The organism is Paracoccus alkanivorans, from assembly GCF_003697785.1.
GTDB lineage: Bacteria > Pseudomonadota > Alphaproteobacteria > Rhodobacterales > Rhodobacteraceae > Paracoccus > Paracoccus alkanivorans.
In genome coordinates, this window is sequence record NZ_QOKZ01000005.1 from 41,777 (window position 1) to 56,474 (window position 14,698).

General features: G+C 62.0%; 14 protein-coding genes. 4 read left to right on the forward strand and 10 right to left on the reverse strand.

Annotated features, from left to right (window positions below; genetic code table 11):
- Positions 1-7 precede the first annotated feature (7 nt).
- From C9E81_RS13570 to C9E81_RS13595, 6 genes are all read right to left on the reverse strand, one after another.
- A complete protein-coding gene (locus tag C9E81_RS13570; RefSeq protein WP_122112908.1) occupies positions 8-829 on the reverse strand; it encodes an ABC transporter ATP-binding protein in 822 nt (273 codons plus the stop codon).
- 56 nt (positions 830-885) lie between these two features.
- Positions 886-2,169, reverse strand: a complete 1,284-nt coding sequence (locus tag C9E81_RS13575) for an ABC transporter substrate-binding protein (RefSeq protein ID WP_122112909.1) — start codon at positions 2,167-2,169, stop codon at positions 886-888.
- A 55-nt stretch (positions 2,170-2,224) separates the two neighbouring features.
- Positions 2,225-3,301 (reverse strand): branched-chain amino acid ABC transporter permease, encoded by a 1,077-nt coding sequence (locus tag C9E81_RS13580; RefSeq protein WP_122112910.1) that lies wholly within the window; start codon positions 3,299-3,301, stop codon positions 2,225-2,227.
- A 107-nt stretch (positions 3,302-3,408) separates the two neighbouring features.
- Positions 3,409-4,392: a branched-chain amino acid ABC transporter permease gene (locus C9E81_RS13585; RefSeq protein ID WP_122113156.1), complete on the reverse strand. Its 984-nt coding sequence runs from the start codon at positions 4,390-4,392 to the stop codon at positions 3,409-3,411.
- A gap of 24 nt (positions 4,393-4,416) precedes the next feature.
- Complete coding sequence (locus C9E81_RS13590) at positions 4,417-5,229, reverse strand: ABC transporter ATP-binding protein (protein WP_122112911.1); 813 nt, start codon at positions 5,227-5,229, stop codon at positions 4,417-4,419.
- Positions 5,226-7,202, reverse strand: coding sequence for an AMP-binding protein (locus C9E81_RS13595; protein ID WP_122112912.1), 1,977 nt, complete (start codon positions 7,200-7,202; stop codon positions 5,226-5,228). Before C9E81_RS13595 ends, C9E81_RS13590 begins: the two co-directional genes overlap by 4 nt.
- A gap of 208 nt (positions 7,203-7,410) precedes the next feature.
- On the opposite strand from C9E81_RS13595, the gene C9E81_RS13600 reads away from it, so the two are divergent.
- The 4 genes from C9E81_RS13600 to C9E81_RS13615 all read left to right on the forward strand — a co-directional run bounded on the left by C9E81_RS13600 (position 7,411) and on the right by C9E81_RS13615 (position 11,365).
- On the forward strand, positions 7,411-9,282 hold the full coding sequence (locus tag C9E81_RS13600) for a PAS-domain containing protein (RefSeq protein WP_122112913.1): 1,872 nt from the start codon (positions 7,411-7,413) through the stop codon (positions 9,280-9,282).
- Positions 9,279-9,980: a response regulator transcription factor gene (locus tag C9E81_RS13605; protein WP_122112914.1), complete on the forward strand. Its 702-nt coding sequence runs from the start codon at positions 9,279-9,281 to the stop codon at positions 9,978-9,980. The genes C9E81_RS13600 and C9E81_RS13605 overlap by 4 nt, the downstream gene beginning before the upstream one ends.
- Positions 9,981-10,119: 139 nt before the next feature.
- On the forward strand, positions 10,120-10,524 hold the full coding sequence (locus C9E81_RS13610; protein ID WP_208021175.1) for a PaaI family thioesterase: 405 nt from the start codon (positions 10,120-10,122) through the stop codon (positions 10,522-10,524).
- 184 nt (positions 10,525-10,708) lie between these two features.
- Positions 10,709-11,365, forward strand: coding sequence for a peroxiredoxin (locus C9E81_RS13615; RefSeq protein ID WP_122112916.1), 657 nt, complete (start codon positions 10,709-10,711; stop codon positions 11,363-11,365).
- Positions 11,366-11,403: 38 nt separating this feature from the next.
- Here the strand turns inward: C9E81_RS13615 and C9E81_RS13620 are convergent, their stop codons facing one another.
- From C9E81_RS13620 to C9E81_RS13635, 4 genes are all read right to left on the reverse strand, one after another.
- Positions 11,404-12,231, reverse strand: coding sequence for a glycosyltransferase family 2 protein (locus C9E81_RS13620; RefSeq protein WP_122112917.1), 828 nt, complete (start codon positions 12,229-12,231; stop codon positions 11,404-11,406).
- A complete protein-coding gene (locus C9E81_RS13625; RefSeq protein WP_122112918.1) occupies positions 12,228-13,007 on the reverse strand; it encodes a hypothetical protein in 780 nt (259 codons plus the stop codon). The genes C9E81_RS13620 and C9E81_RS13625 overlap by 4 nt, the downstream gene beginning before the upstream one ends.
- 61 nt (positions 13,008-13,068) lie before the next feature.
- Positions 13,069-13,833, reverse strand: coding sequence for a hypothetical protein (locus C9E81_RS13630; protein ID WP_122112919.1), 765 nt, complete (start codon positions 13,831-13,833; stop codon positions 13,069-13,071).
- An 81-nt stretch (positions 13,834-13,914) separates the two neighbouring features.
- Positions 13,915-14,664, reverse strand: a complete 750-nt coding sequence (locus tag C9E81_RS13635) for a glycosyltransferase family 25 protein (RefSeq protein ID WP_122112920.1) — start codon at positions 14,662-14,664, stop codon at positions 13,915-13,917.
- Positions 14,665-14,698 lie beyond the last annotated feature (34 nt).

A 14,698-nucleotide genomic window follows, 5' to 3' on the forward strand; every position in this document is an offset into this window, starting at 1 on the left:
TTGCTCCTCAGGCCAGCCAGCGCTTGCGGCGGCGATAGCTGCGTACGTCGCGGAAGGATTTGCGGCCCTCGTCCGACATGCCCAGGTAGAACTCCTTCACATCGGGGTTTTCCCGCAGCGCGGCGGCAGGGCCGTCCATCACTACCCGGCCATTTTCAAGGATATAGCCGTAATGCGCATATCGCAGGGCGACATTGGTGTTCTGCTCGGCCAGAAGGAAGGTCACCCCCTCGCCCTCGTTCACCGCCTTCACGATCTGGAAAATTTGCTCGACCAGTTGCGGCGCCAACCCCATCGAGGGTTCGTCCAGCAGGATCATCTCGGGGCGCGACATCAGCGCACGCCCCATCGCCGTCATCTGCTGTTCCCCGCCCGAGGTATAACCGGCCTGCGATTTTCGCCGCTCGCGCAGGCGGGGGAAATATTCATAGACCATCTCGAGATCGCGCCTGATCGCCGCCGCCCCGTCGCGGCGCGTATAGGCACCGGTAAGAAGATTCTCCTCGACGGTCAGATGCTCGAAGCAATGCCGCCCCTCCATCACCTGGATGACGCCCTTGGTCACCAGGTCGGCAGGATTGCGGGCCGCGACCTTTTCGCCGCGATAAAGGATGCTGCCCTTGGTGACCTCGCCCCGCTCGCTGGCGAGCAGGTTCGAGATCGCCTTCAGCGTCGTGGTCTTTCCGGCCCCGTTGCCGCCAAGAAGCGCAGTGATCCCACCCTTGGGCACCGACAGGCTGACGCCCTTCAGCACCAGGATGACATGGTTGTAGATCACCTCGATATTATTGACTTCCAGCAAGGTCTCGCTGTTTTCGGCGTCAAGCATGGCGGTTCTCCGGGCGGGTATCGGCCCGGCGGCGATGACCGCCGCCGGGACTGGTATCAGCAATCACGCGGGGTGATCCCGGCTTCCTTGGCATAGGCATCGCTGTCCTCGGCGATCAGCGGAGCCAGAATCTCCTGATCGGGCTCGGTGAATTCCGAAATCAGGCTCCACTTGCCCCCCTCGGCGTCCCACTGCTGCATGCGCGCCATGCCGCTGCCGCCATGGTTGTCACAGCTCAGCTTGATCTCGGGTCCGAAATCGGGAAGCCCCAGCTCCTCCAGCCGCTCGGGGGTTATATCGAGTTGTTCGAAACCTTCGCGCAGCTGTTCGGGGCTGATCGCCGATACCCCGGCGATCTCCTGCGCCTTGCGGATCGCCTCGGAAATCACCAGCGCGGCATACATCCCCCGCGAATACAGCACCGAGCCGACATGCTCGCCACCCTGCGAGGCCTTGCCCGGCTCGATCACATATTCCTGCAGATCGTCGTAAACCGGGTAGTCCTGGCCCACCCCGTGGAAAGTCAGCGCCTTGTAGCCATTGGCCTTCGCGCCCACCGGGACAACATCCACCTCGGAACCCGACCACCAGATGCCGATGAAGTTCTCCATCGGAAAGCGGATATTCGCGGCCTCCTGGATCGCGACCTGATTCATCACGCCCCAGCCCCACATGATCACGTAATCGGGCTGTTCGCGGCGGATTTGCAGCCATTGGCTTTTCTGTTCCTGCCCCGGCGCGTCGACCGGCAGTTCGGACAGGGTAAAGCCGTGCTTCTCGGCCAGATCCTGCAAGGTCCGGACCGGTTCCTTGCCATAGGCGGAATTATGATACACCAGCGCGATCTTCTTGCCGTTCAGGTCGCCGCCGTTCTGGTCCAGCAGATACTTGATCGCAACCGACGCGCCATCCCAGTAATTCGCGGGAGCATTGAAGACCCACTCGAACACCTTGCCGTTCTTGGCCGAGGTGCGCCCGTAGCCCGGCGTATAAAGCACCTTCTTGTCGACCGCGACCTTCGGAATCAACTGATAGGTGATGCCGGTCGAGAGCGGGTTATAGACCAGCGCGCCGGTGTCCTTGGTTGCCTCGTAACACTCGACGCCCTTCTCGGTGTTATATGCCGTCTCGCATTCGGGCACCTTGATCTTTTCACCGCCGATGCCCCCGTCGCGTTCGTTCAGCAATGTGAAGTAATCGTTGAAGCCGTCCGCATACTGGGTGCCGTTCGCGCCATAGGCCCCGGTGCGATAGGACAGGTTCGGCACGACCAGATCGGCCATCGCGGGCGCGGTTGCCATCAGCGTGGCCGCGGCAAATGCGGTGAATGTCAGTTTCATTCGGGTCTCCTCCCCAAAGTTGAACATTGCCGGTTACCCGGTCTTTAGGTTTAAATCAGTGCGGAAACGGCCAGAGGCGCAGCTTTTCCTTGGTCAGCGCCCAAAGCCGCGCCAGGCCATGCGGCTCGGCGATCAGGAAGAACACGATCAGCGCGCCGACAATCATCAGCTCGATATGGGCGGCCAGATCAGTCGGCCAGCCAAAACCACCCACCAGCAGGTTTTTCAGCAGGACCGGCATCAGCACCATGAAGGCCGCCCCCGCGAAACTGCCGAATATGCTGCCCAGTCCACCGATGATGATCATGAACAGGACCAGGAAGCTCTTGTTGATCCCGAAGGCCTCGCCCACCTCGGCAGCGCCCAGGTAGACCGAGAACAGCAATGCGCCCGCGATTCCCACGAAAAAGCTGGACACGGCAAAGGCCGACAGCTTGGCCGCCAGCGGGTTCACCCCGATGATCTCGGCCGCGATATCCATGTCACGGATCGCCATCCATTTACGCCCCGAAGTGCCGCGCGTCAGGTTTCGCGCCACCCATGCAAGGACAAAGGCAAAGACCAGGCAGACCAGATATTTCGTCGAAGCGCTGGCCGCCGGACCGCTGACCGCGAAACCGAGAATCGTGCGTTCGGGCGCGTTGATCTGGCCCGAGGCCGAATAGTTGTAGAACCACGGCACCTTGTTGAAGAGCCAGACAAGGAAAAACTGCGCCGCCAGCGTGGCGACCGCCAGGTAGAACCCCTTGATCCGCAACGAGGGCAGTCCGAACAGCATTCCGACGATGGCGGTGATGCCTCCGGCCAGCAGAATGTGGATGACGATGCTGATCTCGGGGAAGGCTGTCATCAGCTTGTAGACGGCATAGGCGCCCACCGCCATGAAACCCCCGGTTCCCAGACTGACCTGCCCGGCATATCCGGTCAGGATGTTCAGCCCCAAGGCCGCGATGGCATAGATCAGGAACGGCACGAAAACCGCGCTCGCCCAATAGTCGTTAATGATGAACGGCACGATCAGGAAGGCCACCGCGATCGCGGCGTAATAGGCCCACCGGTCCAGCCGGATCGGAAAGGTCTGCCCGTCGGCGCGGTAGCTGGTCTTGAAATCACCTGCCTCACGATACAGCATCTGTTGCTCCTGCCTGCCCGGTCATGCCATCAGGTATTTGTGCAAAGAAGAAATCGGCTTCTTCTTTGTCCAAATACCCGTTCCACACATTGCCACCCGCTCCATCATCAGACCCTTTCGATGATCCGCTCGCCGAACAGCCCCTGCGGGCGGAACACCAGAAAGAGCAGCGCCAGAACATAGGCGAACCAGTTCTCGGTCGCGCCGCCGACCATCGGGCCGATGAAGAACTCGAACAGCTTCTCGCCCACGCCGATGATCAGGCCGCCGACGATTGCTCCGGGAATCGAGGTGAAGCCGCCCAGCATCAGCACCGGCAGCGCCTTGAGCGCGATCAGCGAGAGGCTGAACTGCACACCCGACTTGGTGCCCCACATGATGCCCGCGACCAGCGCCACGAAACCCGCAATCGACCAGACCATGACCCAGATGAAGCGCAGCGAGATGCCCACCGACAGCGCCGCCTGATGGTCGTCGGCCACCGCCCGCATGGCGCGGCCCTGTTTTGTATATTGCGCGAAGGCGACAAGGGCGGCAACCAGAAGCGCGGCGATCACCGTTGCCCAGATATCGAGCCGGTCGATGAAGAACCCGTAACCGAACCAGTTCGCCGTGACCCCTTCGATGCTTTCGGAAATACCCTGCGGCAGCCCGACATCAAGATTCTTGATATTCGCGCCCCACATCACGTCGCCCAGTCCTTCGAGGAAATAGGCCAGCCCTATGGTCGCCATGAACAGGATGATCGGCGCCTGCCCGACCAGGTGCTGAAGCACCAGCTTTTCGATCAGGAAGGCCAGCAGAACCATGACCGCCCCGGTCAGGATGATCGCGAGAACGGACGGGACGGTCCAGCCGAAATGCTCGACATGGGTGCCGAAGACCGCGTTGATCATATGAGCGAAGGGCACCTGCCCCTGCTGGATACCGACCAATGTCAGCGCCGCGAACAGCGCCAGCACGCCCTGCGCATAGTTGAACACGCCCGAAGCCTTGAAGATCAGCACGAAGCCGAGCGCCACCAAGGCATACATGACCCCGGTCATCAGCCCGTTCAGGAAGATCTCGGCGGCGAAAATCATCTGGTCCATCAGATTGTCTCCCACGGGCACAGGTCAGTCATGCGCCACCCCCAGATAGGCATCGATGACCTCCTGGTTGTTGCGCACCTCGTCAGGGGTGCCGTCACCGATCTTGCGGCCGTAATCCATCACCACCACCCGGTCGGACAGGTCCATGACCACGCCCATGTCATGTTCGATCAGCGCGATGGTGGTGCCGAACTCGTCATTGACGTCTAGGACGAAGCGGGACATGTCCTCCTTTTCCTCGACATTCATCCCCGCCATCGGCTCGTCCAGAAGCAGGATCTGCGGCTCGGCGGCCAGAGCCCGGGCCAGTTCGACGCGTTTTTTCAGCCCGTAAGGCAATCGCCCTACCGGTGTCTTGCGGATATTCTGGATTTCGAGAAAGTCGATCACGCGCTCGACCCGTTCACGGTTCTCGATCTCCTCGCGCTCCGCCGCGCCCCACCACAGGGCCTGCGACAGGAATCCGGCCCGCATCCGGTTCAGCCGCCCGGTCATGATATTGTCCAGCACTGTCATGCCATCGAACAGGGCGATGTTCTGGAAAGTCCGGGCGATGCCGAGACGTGCGACTTCATAGGGTTTCATCGGTCCGCGGCGCGCGCCTTTGAACCAGATTTCGCCTTCCTGCGGAACGTAGAAACCCGAGATCACGTTCAGCATCGAGGATTTTCCCGCGCCATTGGGTCCGATGATCGCCCGGATCTCGCCTTCGCGAATGTCGAAGCTGATATTCTTGATCGCCTCGACGCCGCCGAAACGCAGGGTGATGTTCTTCATCTCCATCAGCGTGCCGCCGATCTGGCGGCCATCGGCGGTGATTTCCGTCTGCTGATTCATTGCGCCGCCACCTTCTGCGCTTGCGCCGCGCCGAAGACTTGCACATCCTCGATCTTCAGCGTCGCCTTGATCCTGCCCTTGCGGCCATCCTCATAGGTAACCTCGGTCTGGGTATGGATGCTGTCCGAACCGTCATAGAGCGCGTCCACCAGATCGGCGAATTTCTCGCCGATGACGGCACGGCGGACCTTGCGGGTGCGGGTCATCTCGCCATCGTCGGGGTCCAGTTCCTTGTGCAGCACAAGGAAGCGATGGATCTGGCAGTTCGACAGCATCTCGTCTTCGGCGACCGAGCGGTTGACCTCTTCGACATGGGCCTTGATGGTCGCGTAGACCTGCGGATGGCCGGCCAGTTCCTGATAGGAGGCATAGGCGATATTGTTCCGCTCGGCCCAGTTTCCGACGGCGTTCAGGTCGATATTGATCATCGCGGTGCAATAGTCGCGCCCGTTCCCCAGCACGACGGCTTCAAGGATATTGGGATAGAATTTCAGCTTGTTCTCGACATATTTGGGCGCGAACATGCTGCCGTCGGCCATCCTGCCGACATCCTTGGCTCGGTCGATGATCCGCAGATGACCGGTGGATTCCTCGAAGAACCCGGCATCGCCCGTGGCCACCCAACCTGCCGCGTCCTTGGTCGAGGCGGTGCTGCCGGGATTCTTGTAATATTCGACGAAGGTGCCGGGGCTGCGATAGAAGACCTCGCCATTGTCGCCGATCTTCACCTCCACGCCGGGGGAAGGCACGCCGACCGTATCGGAACGCACCTGCCCGTCCGGCTGCTGGGTGATGAAGACCGAGGCCTCGGTCTGGCCGTAAAGCTGTTTCAGGTTGATCCCCAGCGAGCGGTAGAAATCGAAAATCTCGGGACCGATCGCCTCACCGGCAGTATAGCCCACACGGATACGGCTGTAGCCGAGGGTGTTTTTCAGTGGCCCGTAGACCAGCAGACGGCCCAGCCCATAGGCCAGCCGATCGACAAATCCGACCTGCTGGCCGTCAAGGATCGCCGGGCCGACGCGCCTTGCCACCGCCACGAAGCGATGGAACAGCCAGCGCTTGAACCGGCCGGCATCCTCCATCCGGATCATCACGGTGGTCAACTGGCCCTCGAACACCCGGGGCGGGGCGAAGAAATAGCTTGGCCCGATCTCGCGCATGTCGGTCATCATGGTATGGGCGCCCTCGGGACAGTTCACGGTAAAGCCCGCCCAGAGCGCCTGCCCCATCGAGAAGATGAAATCACCGACCCAGGCCATCGGCAGGTAGGCGACGATCTCCTCGCGTTCTGTCAGGTGATCGAATTCGCAGCTGTTCTTCGCCGTCTCGATGATGTTGCGGTTCGACAGCACCACTCCCTTGGGCTTGCCGGTCGTGCCCGAGGTATACAGCATGACGCAGGTGCTGTCGTAATCCAGCCCGGCAATCCGTCTGTCCAGTTCCGGTCCCAACCGGGTTGCAGCCGCCCGTCCCGTTTCCTGCACATCAGCCAGAGCGTTCATGCGGGAATGATCGTATTTCCGCATGCCCCTCTTGTCGGTGTAGACGATCCGCTCGATCCCCTTCACCGTCTCCTCGACCTCGAGAATCTTGTCGACCTGTTCCTGATCTCCACAGATGACGAAGCGCGCGCCGCAATGCTCCAGCACATAGGTCATCTCTTCGGCCACCGCGTCCTGATAAAGCGGCACCGGCACCGCACCGCACATCTGCGCCGCGATCATGCCCCAGTAATGGGCAGGGCGGTTGCGCCCGATGATCGCGACGTAATCGCCGGGTTTCAGGTCCAGAACCAGAAGCCCGAGCGCCAAGGCACGAATTTCTTCGGCAGCCTCGACCCAGCTCCAGCTTTGCCAGATTCCGAATTCCTTTTCGCGATAGGCGGGCCTGTCCCCGAAACGGGCCGCATTCCGCGCCAGCAGCGCGGGAATGGAATGCAACTCACCCGTGGGCGCGTGCTGCTCCGTCATGCTTCCTCCCCGATGCGCGCGGTTCTTTTGCGCGTCACCCGGAACCTCCTCCGTCCCGGATGGCGATCACATTTGCCGCCAATCCTTACGGCAGTTTTGCGCGAATCCTACGAAATGTTACAGCACTTCCGCGAATTGCAAAGCGGTGCTATCCGAGGGTGGAGGACGGAGGAACGCATATGACCGATCACCCGCGCGGGTGGGCGCGATGACACCCGAGGAACTCCGCGCCGACCTGACCCATTCGGGGTTGAACCTGATCGGACAGGCCCTGTCGATCTTCGATGCCGATCTGCGCCTTGCCGTCTCGAACCGTCAATACCAGGCGATGTTCGACCTGCCCGACGACCTGGTGCAGCCCGGCACCAGCTTCGAGGAAACCATCCGGCAACTCGTCTATCGCGGCGAATACGGACCACAGGACAATCCCGAGGCCGCCGTAGCCTCGCGCGTTGAACAGGCCCGCACCTTCCAGCCGCATTACTTCGAGCGTCAGCGCGCAAATGGCAGATGGATCGCCGTCGAGGGCGCGCCGCTGTCACAGGGCGGCTGGATCACCGTCTATACCGACATCACCGATATCAAGCAGCAGGAAGCATTGCTGCGTGCCCGTTCCGAAGAGCTGTCCGAACAGGTTCTTGAGCATGCCGAGCGCCTTGCAGCCGCCAACCGCGAACTCGCCGCGACCAATGCCGCGCTGCAAGAGGCGCAACGCGTTCTGACCCGGACCGAGGCGCGCACCCGGCAGGTGACCGAGATGGTTCCCGCGCATATCGCCCATCTGGATACCGATTACCGTTATACCTTCTCGAACCGGCAGCAACCGATGGTCTTTCCCGGCAGCACAGGCAAGGTGATCGGCGCCACCGTCGAAGAGGCCCTGGGGGCCGAGACCTTTGCCACGCTGCGCCCGTGGATCGATCGCGCATTTACCGGAGAATCGCAGGTCTTCGAGATGACGCACAAGCCCTCGGGCAGGCGTATCCGCATCGCCCTGACCCCGGATCGAATCGGCAAGGGCGTCTACGTGCTCTCGACCGATGTCAGCGCCGAGGTGCAGGCCCGAGAAGCGCTCAGCCATGCCAGCAAGCGCAGCCTCGCCGCGCAGCTCACCTCGGGCATGGCGCATGATTTCGGTAATCTGCTGACCATCATCCTTGGCCTGCAAGGTCGGTTGGCGGCAATGCCCCTGCCAGCGCGGGCCGCGGATGACGTACAGGCCACGCTGGCCGCCGCCCGCCGCGGCGCCGCCCTGCTGGAGCGGCTGGCCAAGATCAGCGGCCCGCGCGAGATGTCGCTGCAACCCGTCGATCTGCCCCCGCTCCTGCGCGAGGTGGCGACATTGGCACGCCCGTCGCTTGGCGAAGGTGTCACGCTCGGGCTCTCGGTCGATCTGCCGGAAAAGCCGTTACTGCTCGACCCCGGAGCCTTGCAGGATTCGCTGCTGAACCTGATCCTGAATGCCAATGCCGCCATTGCCGGACCGGGGCATATCGCGCTGGCCGCCCGCAGCGAAGGCGAATGGATCGAGATCACCGCAACCGATACCGGCCCCGGTTTCTCGGACGAGGCGCTGAAACGTGCCACCGAGCCCTTCTTCAGCACCAAGAAGAATCAGGGTTCGGGTCTTGGCCTGTCGATGGTCTATGACCAGACCAAGCTGGTCGGCGGAACCATGCGGCTGGACAATACCGGCAGCGGCGCACGGGTGACACTGCGCCTGCCATTGCGCCCTGTCACGCGCCAGATGATTCTGCTGGTCGAGGATGACGACCTGATCCGCACCGATATCCGCGGCCAGTTGACCGGATTGGGCCACGCGGTGATCGAAGCCGCCAGCCTGAATGAGGCCCGCGCCATGACCGACTTGCCGGGCCTGACCATGATCCTGTCCGACCTGCAACTTGGCGACGGACTGGGGCTGGAACTGGTGACGGACAGGCTGCCCATTGTGCTGATGACATCGATACTACCGGGAGATCCGCTGCGCGGCCGGGCACCCGGCCCGGTGCTGACCAAGCCGTTCACCGCCGCCCGACTCGCCGCCGCACTGGCCGAAGCAACAAGGAAAACCGCATGACCCATGCGCCGCTGATCGCCATCCTCGACGACGAGCCCGAGATTCGACGCCTGTTATCCTCGGCGCTGGAGGAGGCCGGGTTTCGCACCCAAAGCTTTGCCCGCGCGATAGAGTTCGAGGCGGCGCTGCGCCGCATCACGCCCGATGCCTGCCTGATCGACCTGGGCCTGCCCGATCGCGACGGTCTTGCCCTGGTTCATCGCCTCGCCACCGAATCGGGTGCCGCGATCATCATCATCTCGGGCCGGACACAGGTGCAGGACAAGGTGACGGGGCTGGAGCTGGGCGCCGACGACTACATCATCAAGCCATTCGAGCCCGTCGAGGTTGTCGCGCGTATCCGCGCCCGCCTGCGCCGTCCCGCCGTCGCGCAGGATCGCAGTGGCCAGACGGCTCGCTTCGCCGGGTGGAGCGCCGATTTCGACCGCTACATGCTGACCGCTCCCGACGGCTCCGAGACCCCTCTCAGCCATGCCGAGGCCGAGGTCCTGCGCATGTTCACCGACAGTCCCCGCCGCCTGATCACCCGCAGCCAGATGCTCGACACATTGGGCGGCGCGGCGGGTGACAGCTTTGACCGCGCCATGGATGTCCGTATCTCGCGCCTGCGCACCAAGCTGGGCGAAGACCCGAAGAACCCGCGCCTGATCAAGACGATCTACGGCGCGGGCTACATCTTCCTCGCGGAAGTCACCTGACCTTCCTTCACTTTGCCCGGCTCGCCAACATGCCGGCCTCGCAAAGCGCGACGCGACGTCATGCTGGCTTGTTCATCCGGAGCTTTCATTATCTTGGCCACAAGGATTTTTTCGGGAGGCCGACATGGAACCGGATGCGATGCTCGACCTGGCGCGATCGATTTTCGCGAAGCAACCTTTTACCCGGTATCTGGGCGCAGAACTGCTGGAGCTTTCTGATACCGGCGCGATCATACAGCTTCGCCTGCGCGAAGAGCTTCGGCAGCAACACGGCTTCGCCCATGGAGGGGTGCTGTCATATCTCGCCGACAATGCGATCACCTTTGCCGGGGGCATGGCGTTGAAGTCGGATGCCCTGACATCTGAGTTCAAGATAAACTACCTGCGCCCGGCGCAAGCGACCCTGCTGAGAGCCGAGGCCGGCGCGGTATCGGTCTCCGGACGCCAGGCGGTCTGCCAATGCAGCATCTACGCGATTGACGATGCGGACAAAACGCTCTGCGCGCTGGCCCAGGGAACCGTGGTAAGAATATCGAAAGGGTGAACGGGCCGGTGCGCCGAGGCTCCGGAGGGACCGGAAAGCAACCCGGCCAAGGCTGCTTTTCCTGATCGAAAGACAATCCGGCCTCTCCTGCACGGTCGCGTCGATTGGCGGCACCACGGCGGGCTGGCAATCCCCGGCAACGCGCCTATGTTGATGGCAATGCAACCAACCGAAAGGACGGCCCATGTCCCTGCGCATCAATGACACCGCTCCGGATTTCACCGCCAACTCGACCAAGGGAGAGATTCGCTTTCACGAATGGCTGGGCGACAGCTATGCGATCGTCTTCAGCCATCCACGCGATTTCACCCCGGTCTGCACGACCGAGTTCGGCGTCGTCGCACAATTGGCCAGCGAGTTCGAAAAGCGCAACACCAAGGTCATCGGCGTATCGGTCGATTCCGTCGAGGACCACGAGAAATGGCAGCATGACATCGAGCAGGTCGCCGGAACGCCTGCGAATTTCGCCATCATCGACGACAGCACGCTGACCGTCGCCAAGGCCTACGACATGCTCCCCGCCGATTACTACCTGCCCACCGAGGGGCGCACACCGCAGCATTCGGCCACCGTCCGCACCGTCTTCATCATCGGCCCGGACAAGAAAGTGCGCCTGACCATGACCTACCCGATGTCGGTCGGCCGCAACTTCGCCGAGATCCTGCGGGCGCTGGACGCTGTGCAGAAAACCGATGGAGCGCCGCTGGCGACCCCCGCCAATTGGGTGCCGGGTCAGGACGTGATCGTCGCGCTGGCGCTGGACGACAAGGCCGCCGAAGAAAAATACGGCAAGCTGGATTTCAAGCTGCCCTATCTGCGCTTTGCCAAGGATCCGGCGTAAGGCACTATGACAGGTCCCGGCGACGCTGCCGGGGCCTGTCAGCTCGGCCAGCCATACCTGCCCAGCATCGCCTGTATCGCGCGGTCATTGCCGCTGCCCGCCACATTCTCGGTGCGCAGGCTTTGCGCCTGACTTCCTCCCCATTCGAGGATCCTCGCGCGGCCGCCGATCTTTTGCGCCTCCACCCCTGCCAGGCGATGCATCCAGTATAGCCATACATCGTCGCTGCCGGGACTCAGCCGGGTGAACAGGTCGTCGCGCGTGATCTCTTCGTGAAACGCGCCGGGCGCATATATCACCCCCATCACGCCGGTCAGGAAGACCCGGGCCGATTGTTCGGGCTCGGCGATGTTATGCTGCCATTCCCCGTAAGGCCGAGGCGTCTGATCTGCGTTCAGGCTGATCCTGTGCGCACGGTGACAGATGACCCGCGCCCCCCCGGACATCGCCCGCACAAGACCGGCCAGCCAGTCCCGGGGATAGTAGACGTCGTCATCGGCGGTGACGATATTGGCCTCGGGCCAGGCCAACAGCGTCGGGACGATCTTCTTGTAGGATCGCCAGGCCGGACAGGCCGCAATCTCCAGCCCTTCGGCTTTGAGCTCGGTTACTTCCACGGGAAGACTGTCCTCGTCCCCCTCGTCCAGCCACAGGATCACCCTGTCGGCCCGGATCGACTGGCGCAAAATCGCCTTCAATGTCAGGGCCAGCGTGCCGAAACGGGCCGGATAGCTGGTCAGCGAAACGATCAGCGGCGCGGCCAGACCATGCCCGGCGCCTTCCCCGATGGGACGGGCGGCAATTTCTGCGATCGCACGTGCCTGGCGCCGGCGATGTTTCAGACGGCGGAATGCCCCCGAGATCATGATTCCGCCCAGGCCCTGCGCAGCCAGTCGATATTGCCGATGCGCCGATACCAGCGATGCCCGCGTCCGGCAAAGACATCGGCCATCTTGGGCTCGCCTGCGAACAGAACGATCCTTGCACCCTCTGGCAGGCTTGGAGGCTTGAAATAGCTGAGCAGGTTTCGCGGCACGCAGTCATTCTTGAAACTGACGCACCAGCCACGCGGCCAATAGTTCAGATACCCGTGGCTCGCCAGTTGCGCCGACTGGAATTGCTGGCTGATCTCGTATTGCGCGGTCGCGGCCGCGGGATCGGCAAGATAAGCATCCAGGATATAGGCATGCGCGCCGATCTCGAAACGGAAGACGCTGGAATTTCCGACACTGTGCAGGAAGCTGTCGCGCTCGGGATTGAGCTTTCGCAGCGGCTTGGCACGGAACAGGTCGTCGTCGCGGATAATGAAGAACTCTCCCGGCAACTCGAAGAACGGCGACAGATCATCGACCACCACCAAGTCGATATCCAGAAACAGCGCGGTTCCCACCAGCCCGCCCAGATCGCGGCGGAACAGGGCCAGCTTGCGCCAGCGGGTATCCCCATGTCCCTCGGGCAGGCCGAGTTCGGGCAGTGGCTGCGCCTCGATCCCGGCATCGAGGCCAGCGGCGTCATCGGTGAAACAGACGAACCGATGCGGTCGGGACAGGTGGCGCCGGACCTGCCGGTAAAGCCGGTTCACATCGTCGGAGCTGTAGAGCGTGCCCCATTTCATGGTAAGGATCAGAACCGGTTCCTGCATTCCCAATGCCGCCTTCCATTCATGCCGGGAAACCAGAGGATGCCCTGCAGCCTTGCCGAATTCAATCCATCATGCCCGCGATTCTGGCCGCATCGATCGCACGCGCCAGAAAGCTGCCTTGCGGAGCCTTGCCGCCATGAGTCCGGCAAAGGCAATCGCGGATATGCTTTCCCCACAGATGAACGCAGCAGGTTTGCGGGCCGAAATCGGCTTCCGTCCAGCGACCGGGCTCCAGCAGGGCTGCATGATCTTTCACCGAGACCGGATAGAAGACCTCGACCGGCTTGGCATGATGCATCTCGTCATTGCGCCTCAGGAAGGTCGTCAGCCCCTTTGGACCGATGCTTCCCCAAGGCCAGCAATCTATGGAATAGCCACGCCCGAATGTCTTGAGCCAGTATTTGTATCGCCTGAAGCCGGTGATCTGTGGCGGCACCCCTCTGGTATCCGGCTTGAACTGCAGCAGATCATGCAATGTTCCGGAGGCCGCAGGCAATCGCAATACCGCGCCGTTAACCAGACCGGCCTCCTCGAAGCCGAACAGGAACTCGTCATCCGGAAATGGCTTCAGCGCGATGATGTCCAGGTCGACCCATATCGCCGTTGTTTTTTTCAGCATGGCATAACGGAACAGATCCGAATGCAGCGCCGGACTCGGATGCTCACGGTCCCTGAACGTCAGAATTTTTTCCGCCGGCAGGATTTCCGCGGCGTCTCTCGCCTCTACCCCGCGCGGCAGGTTCGCGATCGGCGTATAGCTATATACACGGACATCATGGCCGACCGCCAAAAAGGAGTGAATGCTTGCAAGCTCGATCTCGCTCAACCGAGCGCCGGCCCAAAAACTAGAAAGAACCCGCAAAGCCTACACTCCAAATCGCACTCGACCTCAACCCTACGATCACTCCTACCGTTGTCCTTTGCCGCGATCAACGCGGACAGACAGGCGGCGGCGTAACCGTGCCTTCCAATCACGTATGGTTGCGGATTTGCAGGAATTTCCGGCGCATTCGACAAGCGCAGCCCTTTCGCGCTCAAGATGGGAAAACCGGTTCGCAGCCGGAGGTTCATGCCGGACCAGTCGCGGCACCAACAGCCAGGCACCCAATGCATGAAGCGAGCAGGGCCAGTCGGCGGGATGCTCGACCGGACTGGTCGCATCCAACAGGCGCCGCGCGGTTTCGTTCGAAATGCTATAGGCTGTCGTCGTCGTCGCCTGAACCGCAGCACGCCGCAACTCCCCCTGCCGAAGCGCGATCCGGCGAAACCTCACGGCGCGGCCGAATGCGTGATCGATCAGGACCATCGGCACATGCCGGAAATCACCCGAACGAATGAAATCCGCAAAGCCCTGTTGCAGGATGCCATCATCCTCCAGAATGACCGCGCCCGGCAAGTTCGACGTGACAACATGTTGATAAATCTGGCGATGCGACAAGGCACAGGCCAATTCGCCATCGCACATCGAGCGACCGAGCCGGACCAGTGCCGCCCGCCGATCGACCAGCGCCTCGAACTCCCCGGGGAGTCCGGAACGCCCGTCAACACCCATGAAAAGCTGATAAGACAAACCCGCGCCGTCCAAAGCGTCCAGCAACGGTTGCCTGCGATCATCGTCCCCCGGCAAGGTCAGGACAAAGATGGGCCATTCTGACATCGCACCACCACACCATGAAAACAAGCAACAGGTG